Here is a 15,375-nt window from a genome sequence, read left to right on the forward strand (position 1 = left end):
ACGCTTAACGAACGTGAATCTCCGTCACGGGCAGTGTTGAGTCGGCCCCAAAACCCAGCGTAGAGGGTTCGTGTCCCGCCATAATAAGTTGGGCACCCAGGGCGGCGATCATCGCACCGTTGTCGGTGCAGAGGCTCAGCGGCGGAATCCTCAGCTCAACCCCGGCGGAGGCAGCTCTCTTGGCGGCCAGGTCACGCACACGAGCGTTTGCCGACACCCCACCACCCAGTAGGAGTCGGGGCACCCCCAGATCGTTACAGGCCGCGAGCGCCTTGGCCGTCAGGACGTCGGCAACCGCCTCACGGAAGCTCGCCGCAACGTCGGCGGTGGGAACTGCCTGTCCCGCATCCTGAAGCTTCTCCACGTAGCGCGCCACGGCGGTTTTAAGCCCGGAAAAAGAAAAATCGTAGCGGTGCTTCACCAGATCTTTGGGCAGGCTGAGGCCCCTCGGAAACCGGATAGCCCGGGGGTTACCCTGTGTAGCGACCCGATCAATGTGTGGGCCTCCCGGATAGGGTAACCCTAAGATTCGTGCAACCTTATCAAAAGCTTCTCCCGCCGCATCGTCAATTGTCTCACCGAGCAGTTCCACATCACCCACCAGATCACGCACCAAAAGCAACGAGGTGTGCCCCCCGGAAACCAGCAGGGCCACGGTGGGAAATTGTAGCGGCTGCTCGCTGTCAGGGCCGCGCAAAACATCGGCACCCACGTGACCCACCAGGTGGTTTACCGCGTAAAGGGGTTTATCGGTGGCCAGCGCGAGCGCCTTAGCGGCCCCCACACCCACCATGAGTGCTCCCGAAAGACCCGGGCCACTCGTGACCGCAATCGCATCCAAATCCTCATACGAGACGTTGGCTTCCCGCAGCGCACCCTCAAGGGTAGGTCGCAGCGCCGAGACATGCGCACGGGCGGCAACTTCCGGCACCACACCTCCGTAGCGGGCATGCTCATCCATGCTGGAGGCTATCACATTAGCCAGGAGCGTTGTTCCCCGTACAATCCCAATGCCCGTCTCGTCGCAACTGGTCTCAATCCCCAGCACAAGTGGTTCCTGTCGATTCATTGGGCCTCTTCCTCCTCACGAGGTTGTCCAGGCTTCCAGCCGCTCAGTGCGAGCCGCATGACCACGGCGTCCATCCCGTCCGGCTGGTAGTAGCCGCGACGGATGCCAATACGTTCAAACCCCAAGCTCTGATAAAGGCCCTCCGCTACCGGATTGTCTTTTCGGACCTCGAGAAAAATCTCACGTGCCCCCCTGCTTTGAGCCTCGCCCAGTAGCATCTCGAGCATACGCCGGGCAAGTCCCCGGCCTCGCCACTCGGGAAGCACAGCGATCGTCTGGATGTCGCCCTCCCCGGCACCGCGGGAAGCCAGGAGTCCCGCGTATCCCACGACGGCACCGTCTCGGGTGAGCGCCACCAGGTAGCGTCGATCAGCCGCGAGCAATTCTCCGCGCATGGAGTTCACCGACCAGGCGTCACGGTTAAAGGTCTGGTTTTCAATCACCATAATGGCGTCAAGATGAGCCACGGTGGCATCCCGCACAACGATCTCTTCGACCATACTCACGCCGTCACCCGCTTGGGTCCCCGCGACAGGGTCACGTCCGGCGAGCGCAGGTAGAGAGCCTCTCCCGTTTCAAACGCACTCCCGCGTGTTCGCATCAGATCGGCACGCTCAATCAGGGAGGTAGCCCGGAGTCCCACCCTGTTACCGTCAACCGTGGGAATGCCTGACGGTACCTGATCCGGTTTTGTCACGACGGGCCCGTCTTTTCGTTCCCAGAAAGCCGCCATGCCCCCCTCTGTCACAGCCGTATAGCGCGACCAGTAGACTTCCCTGCGACGAGCATCCGTAACTACGACCAGGTCTTCCCCAAGCGTCACTGGCTGATCCCAGGCTATCGCGTCGTGGCTCACGATCGATTCAAGAGGCACTCCTCGGCCGGCGGCAAACGCCTGCGCCGCGGCGATGCCCACCCGGAGCCCCGTGTAGGGGCCGGGGCCAACACCATTAATCACACCGGTAATCTGCGCGGGATGAACCCCCGCATCGTTCAGCACCCGACGGATAAGATCGCCAATGGCTTCGGCATGCGAAAAAGCGTCCTCCGAAACCGCGTCGTAAAGATCACCGGAGCCTGTTTTCACGCCGACGCTGGTTCCCAGCGACGTATCAATAGCAAGAAGCACCATACAAGAGTACCGCTAGAGGCTGAGGCCTCCGGCCCAGCGCGGTCCCAGGGCAGTGAGGGTTACCCGGCGCGGCTCAATGATTTCCTCGGGTTCGTCATCGCCTCCCGCGCTATTCGGCCTCTCAATAACCACGCGCAGAAGCGATTCGGATATCCCCTCAAGCATGCCCGCGCCCCACTCCACGATCACAACCGAGCGGGCAAAGTCGATGTCCAGGTCGTCAAGCTCCACCGCGTTCGAGAGCCGATAGGCGTCCACATGCACAAGGGGTGGCCCGCCCACGAGCGAGGGGTGGGTGCGAGCAAGAACAAAAGTTGGACTCGTAACGGGTCCCCGAATCCCTAAGCCTTCACCGATTCCCCGGGTGAGGGTTGTCTTGCCAGCCCCCAGCGGTCCGGTCAGTTCCAGGAGGTCTCCCACGCGCAGAAGCGCTCCCAGTTTCAGCCCGAGATGATGCATCTGTTCGGGGTCACTCACGGTAATAACGCTCATGGGTTATGTGTAGATCCGTTCAACTCGACGACCGAGCCGGGTTATTATTTCGTAGTTGATGGTGCCGCTGGCCTCAGCAAAATCTTCTACACTGGGAATCTGTGCGAGCGGATCTCCAAAAAGAATCACGGGGTCCCCCACGGAGACGTTTGTGTCACCTACATCAACAACAAATTGATCCATCGCTACGCGGCCTGAGATACGGAAGTTTTTACCCCCAAGAGACACGCAGGCAGAGTTTGAAGCTGACCGCGGAATCCCGTCGGCATAGCCCATCCCGACAAGCACCAGGGTGGTCTCCTGAGACGTCGTGTAGGTGTAGTCGTAGGATACCCCGGAACCACCGGGCACTCGACGCACACTCAAAACGGTGCTCTCCAGCCTCATCGCGGGTTTTAATCCGATGTCAGCCGGGGTGAACTCGGGCAGCGGAGAGAGGCCATAAATCATCAGGCCGATGCGAACCATGCTAAAGGGAAGTTCCGGGTACCTGAGGGTGGCTGCCGATGCCGCTATGTGGGTGAGCCGGGGTGCAACACCGTGCTGAGCCGCGAGTTCAACGATGAGTGCAAGCTTGTCGATGGCTTCCCTGTCCTCTCGACGGGAAGCGTTAGAGAGATGACTAAACAGACCCCGAATCCTGATGTCGCCGTCAGCTTCCAGCTCGCGGGCTCGGACAATACCCGCGAGCGCATCACCCGGGGCAAAGCCGTTTCTTCCGAGTCCCGTGTCAAACTTCAGGTGAACCCCCAGAGGAGCCAGGTTATCCGCACGACCCCGAGACGCCTCAGCAATCGTTTCAAGCTGCGCGAGAGAGCTCACACCCAGATCGATTTTGTGTGTTAACGCAACAGAAAAATCGGTGTAAGGTCCGTGTATCCAGCAGAGAATTGGTTCCTGTATGCCGGCCTCACGGAGTTCCATAGCCTCGTCGACATCGGCTACCCCCAACCAGGTAGCGCCCCCGTCAACGGCGGCGCGAGCGCTCTCGATGGCACCGTGACCATAAGCGTCGGCCTTCACGACTGCCATTACCTCGCGGCCCGGGATTATACTCCGCAGGGTGGCAACGTTATGACGGATCGCGTCACGGCTAATAATCGCACGACGCAGGCTCGTGGAACTCATCCATTGCCTCCCTCAAGCACAACAAAGGCCGTGGCCACTCCCGCGTCGTGGGTGAGGGAGAGATGCACCCGGGTAATAGATAGGTGAGCAAGAATCCGTTCCAGCGCGGCTGTTCTCTCAAATTCGGGACGACTCTCGTTAGTTTTTGGGACAATCAGATCGCGCCACGAAAGATCCCTGTCTCCCCCCAGGGCCTTTATCAGAGCCTCTTTTGCCGCAAAGCGAGCGGCACGGGAGGCGGGCGGGAGGCCTCTTTCTCCCTCGCTAAAAAGACGGTTCAGGAGCGCCGGAGTACGCGCAAGTGAACGCTCAAAGCGTTCGATCTCCACGGTGTCCACCCCGATGCCTACGATCATTCTTCTCCACACTACAGGGTGCGCTCTCGCGCAGCCGCCCATACAAAACTACTTCATGACGCAAGACTACTGTACGAGAGAACTCACACCGCGTCTTCAGCCAAGAGGCCCTACCAATCGTTTCTACTCAACCGTTACTGATTTTGCCAGATTGCGGGGTTGATCAACATCCAGGCCCTTGGCCGTCGAGAGTTCCAGAGCAAAGAGTTGCAGTGGGACAACCGACAGTAGCGGCTGGATCAATGGCTCAGCAAGGGGAACGGGAATAACCTCGTCGGCAAACGGTAGAACCGCCGCATCACCCTTCTCTGCAATCGCGATGACTCGGGCACCGCGCGCACGAATCTCCTGGATGTTCGACACCACCTTCGAGTGCATCGTTGAGTCATCCCTCGGGCTTGGGACGAGCACAAACACGGGCTGTCCCGGCTCAATTAACGCTATCGGACCGTGCTTAAGCTCACCGGCGGCAAATCCCTCCGCGTGAATGTACGAGATTTCCTTGAGCTTTAGCGCACCCTCGAGGGCTATGGGGTATCCCACGTGACGCCCCAGGAAGAGCACGGAACGGGTATCCGCCATCCAGTGGGCCAGGTTGTGGATACTCCCTCCCACCTCAAGCACCTCGGAGAGTTTCTCCGGCACCTCGGACAGCTGGGTGGTGATGTTTGCAAGCTCCGCGGTGGACAGCGAGCTGCGAACACGAGCCAGATGCAGTCCAAAGAGATAAAGCGCTACGATCTGGGCCACAAAAGCCTTGGTTGAGGCAACCGCAACCTCCGGCCCCGCATGAGTGTAGATAACACCGTCTGATTCTCGAGGAATGGTCGCGCTCTGGGTGTTGCACACCGAAAGCGTTTTTACGCCGCGCTCACGAGCATATTTAACCGCCATGAGAGTGTCCATGGTCTCGCCCGATTGGCTCACCGAAATCAGCAGGGTACGCTCGCTCAGCACAGGGTTCATGTAGCGAAACTCGTGACTGAGCTCAACCGCCACGGGTATCCGTGACCACTGCTCAATCGCGTATTTAGCCACGGATGCCGCATAGGCAGCCGTTCCACACGCCACAATAACGATCCGGTCGATGGCGCGCAGGGCTTCATCCCCCAGGCCCTCCAGCTCGGGGATACTCACGGTTCCATCGCCGATACGACCGCGAAGCGTGTTGGCGATTGCCTCCGGCTGGTCAGCGATTTCCTTGGCCATAAAGCTTGACCAACCGCCTTTGTCGGCCGACGCGGCGTCCCACTCAACCTCAAAGGGTTGAACGTTAGCGGGCTCCCCGTTGAAATCTGTGACCACAACCGAGTCTGACGTGATTACTGCGATATTGTTCTCGTTAATGGCCACCGCTCGCCTGGTGTACTCAACAAAAGCGGCAACATCGGAGCCTAGAAAGTTTTCCCCGTTACCCAACCCGATAACCAGAGGAGAATTGTGTCTCGCAGCAACAATCACCCCCGGCTCCTCGCTGTGCACGGCGAGGAGCGTGAATGTTCCTTCGAGCCGCCCCACCACCCGACGAAACGCCTCGCGCAGATCTCCCACTTCACGGTACACTCGACCCAGCGTCGCGGCCACCACCTCGGTGTCGGTCTCGCTCTCGAGCGTGTATCCGGCGGTAAGCAATTCGTTTCGCAGTTCTACAAAGTTTTCGACAATCCCATTGTGGATCAGGGCCAACCTACCCTCATCGGCCAGGTGGGGGTGAGCGTTTGCATCGGTGGGACCACCGTGGGTGGCCCAGCGTGTGTGGCCGATTCCCGTGTTACCCGCGGCGAGAGGTTCAGCCTCAAGGTTTTCTGCAAGAACAGCCAGCTTCCCTGCGCGCTTGCGCGAGTCGATAGCTCCCCCGTCGGTCACCACGGCAACACCCGCAGAGTCGTAACCACGATACTCAAGTCTCTTGAGACCGCCCATAAGCACGTCGAGAGTGTTGTTTGATCCTACATATCCCACAATTCCACACATAGCTTCCTATTTTAGTGGCACTATTAATTACCTATGACTGATTTAATACGCGGAACACGGGCAGATCTGGCCAATCCCTTTACCGAAATTGACCGCCGCAAGTGGGCAGTTCTCGCACCCTCAACCCCCCTCCCCCTCACAGAAACCGAGATTGTTCAGCTGCGTGGACTGGGCGATCCCCTTGATATTACTGAGGTTAACGAGGTCTACCGCCCCCTGAGCCGTCTGATCAATATCTTTGCCGCTGGTAATCGCCAACTCACGAGTAGGGCAAACAGTTTTTTGGGGGAAAATTCTCAGCCTTCCCCCTTTGTTATCGGCATTGCGGGCTCCGTTGCGGTGGGGAAATCCACCATCGCCCGTCTGCTTCGAGAGCTTCTCGCCCGCTGGGAAGACACCCCTCGCGTGGAACTCATCACCACCGACGGTTTCCTCTACACCAACGCAGAACTTGAACGTCGCGGAATCGCTCATCGCAAAGGTTTCCCCGAATCGTATAATCGCCGGGCACTCCTCACCTTTGTCAGCCAGGTGAAAAGCGGTGCCGCGGAGGTTCATGCCCCCTTCTACTCACATCTCACCTATGACATCGTGCCAAACGCCCAGATAACGGTGCGTCGGCCCGACATCCTCATTGTGGAGGGGCTCAATGTGCTTCAGCCCGCAACCACTGACCATCCCCTCGCGGTGAGTGACCTCTTTGACTTCTCGATCTATGTGGATGCCCGCACAAGCGATATAGCCAGCTGGTACGAAGAACGCTTTCTTGCCCTCCAAAAAGGCGCTTTCACCGATCCCCACTCGTATTTCCGACGCTTTGCCGACCTCACGGAAGACCAGGCCCGCGCGCTGGCCATGGAGTACTGGAAAAACATTAACGAACCCAACCTCATTGAAAACGTAAGGACCACCCGCCAGAGGGCCACGCTTGTGCTTCGCAAAGACAGAGACCACACCGTGCAGAAGGTCTTGCTGCGCAAGCTCTAGCACACAATCGCAAAGCCTCGGGTGGTTTAGAGGATGGGCTCGCGAGCCCAGAAATAGAACAGGTGCAACCGGTTGCGTCGGATACGGCAATCAAAACTCAAAAACCACAGCGCCTCAATTTTTGCGAGGATAATGTTTTGCCGATATCCTTACACAGTTAAGCCTTTTTGAAACGGAGTCCCCTCATGCCTCGGCTTCCTCGCGTCAAGTCACGCCAACTTATCCTGATACCCGCTCTCATAGCCGCACTATCGCTGAGTGCATGCAGCGTCGTAGCGCTGCCCAACAGCACCGACGAACGCGATGATCGCGGAGGTACTACCATGGAGGGCGAGACAGATGTTTTTGATCTGCGGGAAGGCGACTGCTTTAACGACAACAACGCACCCCTGAGCGAAGACTCCGATTCTATTGACGACACCATCACCTCCGCAGGGTACTACGACAGCAACGAGGACGACGAGGTAACCAGCGTCTACACAGTACCCTGCGAACAGCTACACGACTACGAAGTGTACAAAAACATTATTCTCGAGGGTTCTCGCTATCCCGGTGACGATGAGATCGATACTCAGGCTGATGAGGCGTGCTGGGCCGAGTTTGAATCTTTTGTAGAATTCCCCTACGCGGATTCAGAGTTCTGGTACACCTACTACACCCCCACCGCGGAGGGATGGAGAATCCTGCAGGACCGAACCATATCGTGCATCATATTTGCGGACGAGCCAACCACGGGCACCCTTGCAGGCGCGGCACGCTAGGCACCACAACCACACAAAACGCTTAAAGAGCGGTGCGCGCACGAACCACGTCGGCCAGGTCGTCAGCCAGTTGGGCGGCGGTGTGTTGCTCCCGCGCCTCAACCATCACACGTACCACAGGCTCGGTCCCGGAGGGGCGCAGAAGCACGCGTCCGTTCTCCCCGAGAGCAAGCTCCGCCTGTGTCACGGCCTGAGCGATAACCTCATCGTTCAATGCCCGAGAACGATCAACGCCTCGCACGTTCACAAGAACCTGCGGATAGACCGTCATAGCCGAGGCAAGCTCTTTAAGTGTTTTACCCGTGCGCACCATTTCTGCAACGATCTGGAGACCGGTGAGTATTCCATCACCGGTTGTTGCGTGGTCACTGATGATAACGTGGCCCGATTGCTCACCGCCCAGCGAATAGTTTCCCGCGTTTAACGCCTCAAGAACATAACGATCACCAACACCGGTCTCAACCACCGAGATCCCGTGGTTGTCCATCGCGATGCGAAGCCCCAGGTTACTCATCACCGTGGTCACGAGGGTGTGATCTTTGAGCAGGTTGCGCTGTGACATCGAAATAGCCAGGATGACCATGATCATGTCACCGTCGATAACATTGCCCTCGTGATCAATCGCCAGGCAGCGGTCGGCGTCTCCGTCGTGGGCGATTCCCAAGTCTGCACCGTGCTCACGCACAGCGACGGAAAGCTGTTCAAGGTGGGTTGAGCCAACACTGTCGTTGATATTAAAACCATCGGGGCTATTGCCGATAACCGTGACCCGAGCACCCGCATCGCGAAAAACATCCGGTGAGATTCCGGCGGCCGCACCGTGGGCGCAGTCCAACACCACGTGAACTCCATCGAGACGTTCAGAAAGCGTTCCCAAGAGGTGAACAACGTAACGATCCTCAGCGTCCGCAAAACGACGAATCCTGCCCACCTCACGTCCGGTTGGGCTCAGCTTTGGTTCCGTTAGCGCGGCCTCAATCAGATCCTCAACCTCGTCGGGGAGCTTCTTCCCGCCACGGGCAAAAAACTTGATGCCGTTATCGGGGGCCGGGTTGTGTGACGCAGAAACCATCACGCCAAAGTCTGCCCGCGCATTGGCCACAAGGAACGCAGCGGCTGGCGTGGGAATAACCCCGGCATCGAGCACATCAACACCGGAACTGGCGAGACCCGCCGCAACGGCGGCAGCAATAAACTCACCGGATACCCGGGGGTCCCGAGCAATTACGGCTATCGGCCGACGGCTCTCCTCACGGGCTGAGCGACCCAGCACCCGAGCTGCTGCCTGAGCAAGCCCGAGCGCTAGGTCGGCCGTAACGTCAATTCCGGCGAGGCCTCGAACCCCGTCCGTGCCAAAGAGGCGACGCATGTGTACCTGTGGTCCGACTCGAGGCTAGCGCTTCGAGTACTGTGGAGCCTTGCGGGCCTTCTTAAGACCGGCCTTCTTACGTTCCTTGATACGAGCATCTCGACTCAGGAATCCTGCCTTCTTGAGTGCAGGACGGTTGTTCTCCTGGTCGATCTCGTTGAGGGCACGGGCGATTCCGAGGCGAAGCGCACCCGCCTGGCCCGAGGGCCCCCCTCCTCCGATACGAGCAATAACGTCGTATCCACCCACAAGCTCAAGCAGGGTGAAGGGATCATTAATCAATTGCTGGTGTAGCTTATTGGGAAAGTAGTCTTCGAGTTCACGCCCGTTAACCGTGATCTTTCCGGTTCCGGGGATGAGACGCACACGAGCAATGGCCCGCTTACGACGTCCCACAGCCGCACCGGGCACGCTGAGCGCGGGGCGGGCGGCCCGGGGGGCCTCCTCCGCGGGAGTTTCGGTAGTAAAGCTCTCGGCCGCTTCCTCAAGCTGTTCTGCAATAGTAGCCACGATATCTAGTCCTTAAAATTCTTGTGAGTGTTTTCTAGTTTCGCGACTACTGCGCGACCTGCGTAAAGGTGAATGCCTGAGGCTGCTGCGCCTGGTGAGGATGTTCCGCACCGGCATAAACCTTAAGCTTGCGGAACTGATCCGCACCAAGAGAGTTCTTGGGGAGCATACCGCGAACGGCTTTCTCAACCGCGCGCTCGGGGTTCTTGGCCAGGAGTTCCGTGTAGGAAACCGAACGGAGACCACCCGGGTATCCCGAGTGACGGTAGGCGCGCTTTTTCTCAGCTTTGTTGCGAGTGAGAACGACCTTGTCGGCGTTAATAATAATGACGTAGTCACCCATGTCCATGTGGGGGGCAAAGGTGGGCTTGTGCTTGCCACGCAGGAGCGCTGCGGCGTGTGTCGCGAGGCGACCCAGCACCACATCGGTGGCGTCGATTATGATCCACTCAGGTTTTTGATCTGAGGGTTTAGGAGAAAATGTGCGAGTCACTACCGTGCTGCTTTCTGTGTCGAAATGAGATGTTCGTGAATCCCGCTCCTATCGCAGTTTTTACATCGCGGATGCGTGTAAAAACCGGCCATCGGAGGGCTCAACTTCGGGGCAGCGCGATAAAACCGGCTGACACCAAGAAACCATCCTATCACATACACTAGCGCGCGTACACCGCTGTTCGTTGTCCATCAAGATCGTGGACCCGCACGGGCGTGTCAAAAACATCACTAAGGATATCGTCGCACATAATTTCCGCCACAGATCCCACGTGTGCAATGCTTCCCTCACGCAGCGCGATAATACGATCCGAGTACGCAGCCGCAAAATTCACATCGTGAATCACCAAAACAATGGTTTTTCCGAGTTCATCCGCCGCTCGTCGCAGGTGCCTCATCATGAGAACAGCGTGCTTCATGTCCAGGTTGTTCAGCGGCTCATCTAATAAAAGATACTTGGTGTCCTGCGCCAGAACCATCGCGACAAAAGCACGCTGACGCTGCCCCCCGGAGAGCTGATCGATGAAACGATCCGCGAGGGAGGTGAGATTAACAAAGTCGAGCGCAGTCTCAACACGCTCGCGATCTTCGGCGGTGAGGCGGCCCTGCGAGTGCGGAAATCTCCCGAAAGTTACCAGTTCACGCACCCGAAGCCGAGCCGTAATATGGTTCTCCTGACGCAGAATTGACAGCTGCTTAGCAAGCTCCCGTGATTTTGCGACGTGTACATCATGAGAGCCCACGGTGACCCGGCCGCTCGTTGGCTCGAGCAAACGCCCGATAATGGTCATCAGCGTGGACTTTCCGGCACCGTTTGGGCCGATCAGCGAGGTAATCCCACCCTCCTCAATGGTGCCGGAAACGGGGCCCAGAACCGCCGTTTCAACATACTTTTTCGTGAGGTTGGAAAAGGTAATCACAGATGCCCTTTCTTTCTTAAGAGGAGGACAAGGAACAGTATTCCCCCCACAAATTCAATGAGTATCGTAAAAAGACCGCCAGCATAGAAGATATGCTGCATAACAAATTGCCCGGCAACCAGGGTGATAAACCCGAGTAGAAACGCCATGGGCATCACGTATTGATGCCGGTAATCACCGGCACACTGGTAGGCCAGTGTCGCAACGATAAAACCAAAAAATGTCATGGGTCCTGCGAGCGCCGTCGAGAAGGCGATCAAGACCGCTACAAGAATAAGCATGAGAGTGAGTTCACCCCTGTGGTTCACCCCCACGTTTGTCGCCTGCTCCCGACCCAGGAGGATCACATCGAGGTGTCGCCTCCGGAGCCAAAGAAAGATTGCCACAACCCCACAAACGGCAAAAGCCAGAGGGAGGTACTCGGCCTTTACCGTACTGAGTCGCCCAAAAAGCTTCACCGAGAGCAGGTCATACTCGGTGGGAGAGAGCAGCCTCTGTAAGAAAACCGCCACGCTGCTAAAGGATATGCCCAGCACAACACCCACCAGCAGAAGCAGATAGAGGCTGCCAAACTTTCCCGAGAACAACCAGCGGTACAGAATAACCGCAAAAGACACCATCATTACCGTCTGCACAACGAGCTTAGGGATACCCTCTGTCTGCGCAATGATGGTTCCTCCGAAGAGAAACACTGCAAGCGTCTGCATGAGGACGTAAAGCGAGTCAAATCCGATGATGGAGGGTGTGAGGATACGGTTATGCGTCACCGTATGAAAAATGACCGTTCCCACCCCCTGCGCAAAGGCCGCGATCGTGATGGCCCCCAGCAGGGTGAAGCGGCGGGGCATCGCAAAGCTCCAGGACCCCCGCACAAATAGCAACAAAAAGCAGAGCGCCAGAACAATCGCAACCAGCGCAAAAATAGCGAGCCTGAGCTTTGGTCGCGGAAGCGCACGCTTCACCGTATCCACACTATGCACTGAGATACTTTCTCTGACGCAAAACCAGGGCGATAAAAAGCACGGCGCCCACAGCACCCAGGATAACCGACACGGGTATCTCCATCGGCGCTACCACTACGCGGCCGATGAGGTCGCACACCAGCATGAGACCAATACTCACCACTGCCACCCAGGGCAGGTTGCGGCGCATATCGTCGCCCAGCACAACAGACACCGCGTTGGGAACGATCAGTCCCAGGAAAGGAATAAATCCCACCACCACCGAGGTGACCCCGGTGGCAAGCGCCACCATGCTTACACCAATAAGAACGGTGAGCTCGTAGTTCATCCCCAGGTTGGTTGACAGGGCCTTACCCAGGCCAGCCGCGGTGAAGCGATTGGCAAGAATATACGCGAGCACTGCAATCACCACAACCGCCCAGAGCGGTTCATAAAACCCACGGACAACACCCGAGAAGCCGCCAGAGCTCCAGGCAGACATTGATTGCAGAAGCTGTGTTTCGCTCGCGATAAAGGTCATTGCTGCCCCCACCACGGCCCCCAGCATAATTCCCACGAGGGGGATCAATATGGACCCCTGCCCGACGCCCTTTGCCGCCACCCGCCGCAGCAAAAATATGAACACGAGCGTTCCGCAAAAGGCAAAAGCCGTGGCGATAATCATCTTAAACAGAGGGGTGGCTCCGGGCACGAACAGAAGAGCCACCAGCACGCCAAGCCCCGCCCACTGACTCGTCCCAGCGGTGGTTGGTTCAACAAAACGATTCTGGGTGATCAGCTGCATGATCACCCCGGAAACACTCATTGCCACAGCGGCAAAGATAATCGCGAGTGTCCGTGGCACACGAGAGATAAAAAACATTTCTCGGGCCTCGGGGTTGTGAAGTAACTGAGAAACGGTGATATCGTAACCACCCACAAAGAGCGAAACCACGACCAGGGCCACCACAACAACAAGCGTGATCCCGAGGACGACCCTTCGGTTACCCCGCGTGACAATGCTGTGCCGTGGCCGACCCTGATCAGTATAGGGGCTAGCAGCCATAGTTAAATTTTCTGGTCATTCAGGTGGGGAGATTGAACCATAAAGTTGCAAAACTCTACCTGGGTTAGTTGCGAATCCTAGCTGTTATTAAAGGCATCCGTAATTTGCTGATAAACCTGCGTGTAGGCCTGTATTCCCTCACGAGTATAGAAATACGGATCCAGATAGATGATGTGATCCTCCGTCATGAAGGTGGTATTTCTCAAGGCTTCCTGCGCGGCAAACACCTGCTCGGCGGGGAGTACACCGCTCTCCCCAACAGCCGCATCACGATCAAGAACGATCACCCAATCGGGATTGGCCTGTGCGATGGTTTCCGGCGCGAGTCCCGAATCACCATGAATATCTCCCCCCTCGCCGGCAAAAACATCCTGAAGCGTCAGGGGCTCAATAATGCGACCAATTCGCTGCGAGCCATTGTCAATTTTTCCACCGCTCACAACGGCAAAAAAGACGGTTTGATCTCCGGTTGCGGCGCTTGCATCTTTCTCGGCGTCCTCTAGCGCTCGCACAGTTTTGTCGGCCTCGCTCTCTTTGTTAAAAATCGTACCGAGGGTCTCGGTCTGAGCTTTAAGCGACTCAATCCAACCGCCCGAGTAGTCTTCGCTAGCCGCTATATCAATAGTGAGACCGATGCTACTCAGATCATCCTGATACTCGGAAAAACGATAACCCCCCAGGATAAGGTCGGGTTGCGCCTCGCTCACGAGCTCCAATTGCGGCTCGCGATGAGTACCGATGTCCAAAATGTTTTCGTCTGTTACCCAGTCTTCAAACCCCTCACCCGGGAGCAGTCCCTTCGGAACCGCCACGGGGGTTATTCCCCAGTCACGAAGCGTCTCAAAAGAGGTGTTATCGAGGGCAACCACCCGTTTGGGTTCAACCGGAACCGCTACAGGACCGTTGGCAGTCTCAACGGTTACTGAGTTGACGCTCTGAGCGGCGGAAGTGGTGGGCTCACTGGAGGTTGCACAACCTGCAACAGAGACAGCAAACCCAGCAAGCAAGATTACGGCAGCAAAACGAATATTTTTACGGATAAGCATCAGTGTACTTTCGTATAGGACCAAAGAGAGCTGCTCCTATCGGCAACCCCTTGCAACAATAGGGTAGGCTTGCCTAAGTGTGCAAGCAATCTGCGTATATTTCATCTCGCCGTTGCACAATTGATACTATTCTTCCACGAAATCGCGACGGGCTCGGGTGGTCTCCGCGCGCAAAGCCCACTCCTCTGGAGCCGGATAAGCCACCTCCTGCAGAGACAATCCCTTTGCCGGGCTCACCACAAAGCGACTCCCCCGTTTTGCCTCCTCCAGTACCTCAATGAGCTCAGAAAGGCCAAGTTTTCCCTCACCGACAGCAACACAGGCTCCCGTGAGCGAACGAACCATCGAGTGACAAAAGGCGTCAGCCCTCACCAGGGCCGCCAGAACTCCGTCAGCCTCACGTCGCCAAGAAAAGTCAAGGAGGGTACGGGTTGTTGTGGCTCCCGGGCGCGGCCTGCAAAACGAGGCAAAATCGTGCAGACCGACCAGAACCCCCGCCGCCGCATTCATCCGTTCCACATCGAGCTCACGATCTATCCACAGGGTATATTGACGGTGCAGCGGATTCTTAAAGGCAAGATCATCGGCAATGCGATACTCGTATCGCCGCCACAGCGCGGAAAATCTGGCATCAAAATCCGCAGAAACCTCGGTAACCTCACCGACCCGAACGTCCATACCGCTCACGCCCAAGACCCCGTTCAGGCGGGAGCGCAGGTGCTGGGCGGGAGTAGTATGGGCATCATCCTTTCGGCGATCCCTGAGCGACTCAACGTGGGCTTCCGCAAGATCAACGTGAGCCACCTGCCCGCGCGCATGGACTCCAGCATCTGTTCTTCCCGCAACGGTAAGGGTGGGGGGATCCAACGGATGCCTCGTAATAATCCCCAGACCGTTTTCGAGCATTCCTTGAACAGTGCGGAGTCCCGGTTGCTTTGCCCACCCCATAAAATCTGTTCCGTCGTACGAGAGAGGCAGCGCAAAACGGCGCCGGGATGAGGTCAGCATGAGAAAGATTTTATCGCACTCACCGGGTGGGATATTTTGCTCACGGGCGGTATTCTATAAGAACCCAAAACCCGCAACGATGAGCCTCACAGTGTCATCTATAGATCGTATTTACAGCATTAAA

At 57.3% G+C, this 15,375-nt stretch carries 17 protein-coding genes; 2 read left to right on the top strand and 15 right to left on the bottom strand.

Annotation, left to right across the window (positions count from 1 at the left end; translation table 11 throughout):
* Positions 1-4 precede the first annotated feature (4 nt).
* From tsaD to glmS, 7 genes are all read right to left on the bottom strand, one after another.
* On the bottom strand, positions 5-1,069 hold the full coding sequence (gene tsaD, locus FrondiHNR_RS09560) for a tRNA (adenosine(37)-N6)-threonylcarbamoyltransferase complex transferase subunit TsaD (protein ID WP_279352546.1): 1,065 nt from the start codon (positions 1,067-1,069) through the stop codon (positions 5-7).
* Entirely contained in the window at positions 1,066-1,569 is a 504-nt protein-coding gene (rimI, locus tag FrondiHNR_RS09565; protein WP_279354526.1) for a ribosomal protein S18-alanine N-acetyltransferase, read from the bottom strand. The genes tsaD and rimI overlap by 4 nt, the downstream gene beginning before the upstream one ends.
* A 2-nt stretch (positions 1,570-1,571) precedes the next feature.
* Positions 1,572-2,201, bottom strand: coding sequence for a tRNA (adenosine(37)-N6)-threonylcarbamoyltransferase complex dimerization subunit type 1 TsaB (gene tsaB, locus FrondiHNR_RS09570; protein WP_279352547.1), 630 nt, complete (start codon positions 2,199-2,201; stop codon positions 1,572-1,574).
* A 12-nt stretch (positions 2,202-2,213) separates the two neighbouring features.
* Complete coding sequence (gene tsaE / locus FrondiHNR_RS09575) at positions 2,214-2,693, bottom strand: tRNA (adenosine(37)-N6)-threonylcarbamoyltransferase complex ATPase subunit type 1 TsaE (protein ID WP_279352548.1); 480 nt, start codon at positions 2,691-2,693, stop codon at positions 2,214-2,216.
* A gap of 3 nt (positions 2,694-2,696) precedes the next feature.
* Positions 2,697-3,821, bottom strand: coding sequence for an alanine racemase (gene alr / locus FrondiHNR_RS09580; RefSeq protein ID WP_279352549.1), 1,125 nt, complete (start codon positions 3,819-3,821; stop codon positions 2,697-2,699).
* A complete protein-coding gene (locus tag FrondiHNR_RS09585; RefSeq protein WP_279352550.1) occupies positions 3,818-4,177 on the bottom strand; it encodes a holo-ACP synthase in 360 nt (119 codons plus the stop codon). The genes alr and FrondiHNR_RS09585 overlap by 4 nt, the downstream gene beginning before the upstream one ends.
* A gap of 123 nt (positions 4,178-4,300) precedes the next feature.
* The gene (glmS, locus tag FrondiHNR_RS09590) at positions 4,301-6,151 is read right to left on the bottom strand and encodes a glutamine--fructose-6-phosphate transaminase (isomerizing) (protein WP_279352551.1); all 1,851 of its coding nucleotides are present in this window, start codon (positions 6,149-6,151) and stop codon (positions 4,301-4,303) included.
* Positions 6,152-6,184: 33 nt separating this feature from the next.
* On the opposite strand from glmS, the gene coaA reads away from it, so the two are divergent.
* Positions 6,185-7,138, top strand: a complete 954-nt coding sequence (gene coaA, locus FrondiHNR_RS09595; RefSeq protein ID WP_279352552.1) for a type I pantothenate kinase — start codon at positions 6,185-6,187, stop codon at positions 7,136-7,138.
* Positions 7,139-7,323: 185 nt separating this feature from the next.
* On the top strand, positions 7,324-7,899 hold the full coding sequence (locus FrondiHNR_RS09600; RefSeq protein WP_279352553.1) for a hypothetical protein: 576 nt from the start codon (positions 7,324-7,326) through the stop codon (positions 7,897-7,899).
* A 22-nt stretch (positions 7,900-7,921) separates the two neighbouring features.
* On the opposite strand, the gene glmM is transcribed toward FrondiHNR_RS09600, so the two are convergent.
* The 8 genes from glmM to FrondiHNR_RS09640 all read right to left on the bottom strand — a co-directional run bounded on the left by glmM (position 7,922) and on the right by FrondiHNR_RS09640 (position 15,251).
* Positions 7,922-9,268 carry a phosphoglucosamine mutase gene (gene glmM / locus FrondiHNR_RS09605; protein WP_279352554.1) on the bottom strand — a complete coding sequence of 449 codons (1,347 nt, stop codon included), beginning with the start codon at positions 9,266-9,268 and terminating at the stop codon, positions 7,922-7,924.
* 24 nt (positions 9,269-9,292) lie between these two features.
* Positions 9,293-9,778 (bottom strand): 30S ribosomal protein S9, encoded by a 486-nt coding sequence (gene rpsI / locus FrondiHNR_RS09610; protein WP_279352555.1) that lies wholly within the window; start codon positions 9,776-9,778, stop codon positions 9,293-9,295.
* Positions 9,779-9,824: 46 nt separating this feature from the next.
* Positions 9,825-10,271 (bottom strand): 50S ribosomal protein L13, encoded by a 447-nt coding sequence (gene rplM / locus FrondiHNR_RS09615; RefSeq protein WP_279352556.1) that lies wholly within the window; start codon positions 10,269-10,271, stop codon positions 9,825-9,827.
* A 160-nt stretch (positions 10,272-10,431) separates the two neighbouring features.
* Complete coding sequence (locus tag FrondiHNR_RS09620; RefSeq protein WP_279352557.1) at positions 10,432-11,190, bottom strand: ATP-binding cassette domain-containing protein; 759 nt, start codon at positions 11,188-11,190, stop codon at positions 10,432-10,434.
* Positions 11,187-12,161, bottom strand: a complete 975-nt coding sequence (locus FrondiHNR_RS09625; RefSeq protein WP_279352558.1) for an iron chelate uptake ABC transporter family permease subunit — start codon at positions 12,159-12,161, stop codon at positions 11,187-11,189. The genes FrondiHNR_RS09620 and FrondiHNR_RS09625 overlap by 4 nt, the downstream gene beginning before the upstream one ends.
* A 1-nt stretch (position 12,162) precedes the next feature.
* A complete protein-coding gene (locus tag FrondiHNR_RS09630) occupies positions 12,163-13,197 on the bottom strand; it encodes an iron chelate uptake ABC transporter family permease subunit (RefSeq protein WP_279352559.1) in 1,035 nt (344 codons plus the stop codon).
* 77 nt (positions 13,198-13,274) lie between these two features.
* Positions 13,275-14,243: an ABC transporter substrate-binding protein gene (locus tag FrondiHNR_RS09635; RefSeq protein ID WP_279352560.1), complete on the bottom strand. Its 969-nt coding sequence runs from the start codon at positions 14,241-14,243 to the stop codon at positions 13,275-13,277.
* Between the two features lie 126 nt (positions 14,244-14,369).
* Positions 14,370-15,251 carry a tRNA pseudouridine synthase A gene (locus tag FrondiHNR_RS09640; RefSeq protein WP_279352561.1) on the bottom strand — a complete coding sequence of 294 codons (882 nt, stop codon included), beginning with the start codon at positions 15,249-15,251 and terminating at the stop codon, positions 14,370-14,372.
* Between the last annotated feature and the right edge of the window lie 124 nt (positions 15,252-15,375).

It is taken from the genome of Lysinibacter sp. HNR (assembly GCF_029760935.1).
Lineage (GTDB): Bacteria > Actinomycetota > Actinomycetes > Actinomycetales > Microbacteriaceae > HNR.

Excerpts from the sequence above, each read along its gene's own strand:
- tsaD (WP_279352546.1), bottom strand. The coding sequence starts at position 1,069 with ATGAATCGACAGGAACCACTTGTGCTGGGGATTGAGACCAGTTGCGAC.
- FrondiHNR_RS09630 (WP_279352559.1), bottom strand. The coding sequence starts at position 13,197 with ATGGCTGCTAGCCCCTATACTGATCAGGGTCGGCCACGGCACAGCATT.
- rimI (WP_279354526.1), bottom strand. The coding sequence starts at position 1,569 with ATGGTCGAAGAGATCGTTGTGCGGGATGCCACCGTGGCTCATCTTGAC.
- FrondiHNR_RS09585 (WP_279352550.1), bottom strand. The coding sequence starts at position 4,177 with ATGATCGTAGGCATCGGGGTGGACACCGTGGAGATCGAACGCTTTGAG.
- FrondiHNR_RS09640 (WP_279352561.1), bottom strand. The coding sequence starts at position 15,251 with ATGCTGACCTCATCCCGGCGCCGTTTTGCGCTGCCTCTCTCGTACGAC.
- glmS (WP_279352551.1), bottom strand. The coding sequence starts at position 6,151 with ATGTGTGGAATTGTGGGATATGTAGGATCAAACAACACTCTCGACGTG.
- tsaE (WP_279352548.1), bottom strand. The coding sequence starts at position 2,693 with ATGAGCGTTATTACCGTGAGTGACCCCGAACAGATGCATCATCTCGGG.
- coaA (WP_279352552.1), top strand. The coding sequence starts at position 6,185 with ATGACTGATTTAATACGCGGAACACGGGCAGATCTGGCCAATCCCTTT.
- alr (WP_279352549.1), bottom strand. The coding sequence starts at position 3,821 with ATGAGTTCCACGAGCCTGCGTCGTGCGATTATTAGCCGTGACGCGATC.
- FrondiHNR_RS09635 (WP_279352560.1), bottom strand. The coding sequence starts at position 14,243 with ATGCTTATCCGTAAAAATATTCGTTTTGCTGCCGTAATCTTGCTTGCT.
- glmM (WP_279352554.1), bottom strand. The coding sequence starts at position 9,268 with ATGCGTCGCCTCTTTGGCACGGACGGGGTTCGAGGCCTCGCCGGAATT.
- tsaB (WP_279352547.1), bottom strand. The coding sequence starts at position 2,201 with ATGGTGCTTCTTGCTATTGATACGTCGCTGGGAACCAGCGTCGGCGTG.
- FrondiHNR_RS09600 (WP_279352553.1), top strand. The coding sequence starts at position 7,324 with ATGCCTCGGCTTCCTCGCGTCAAGTCACGCCAACTTATCCTGATACCC.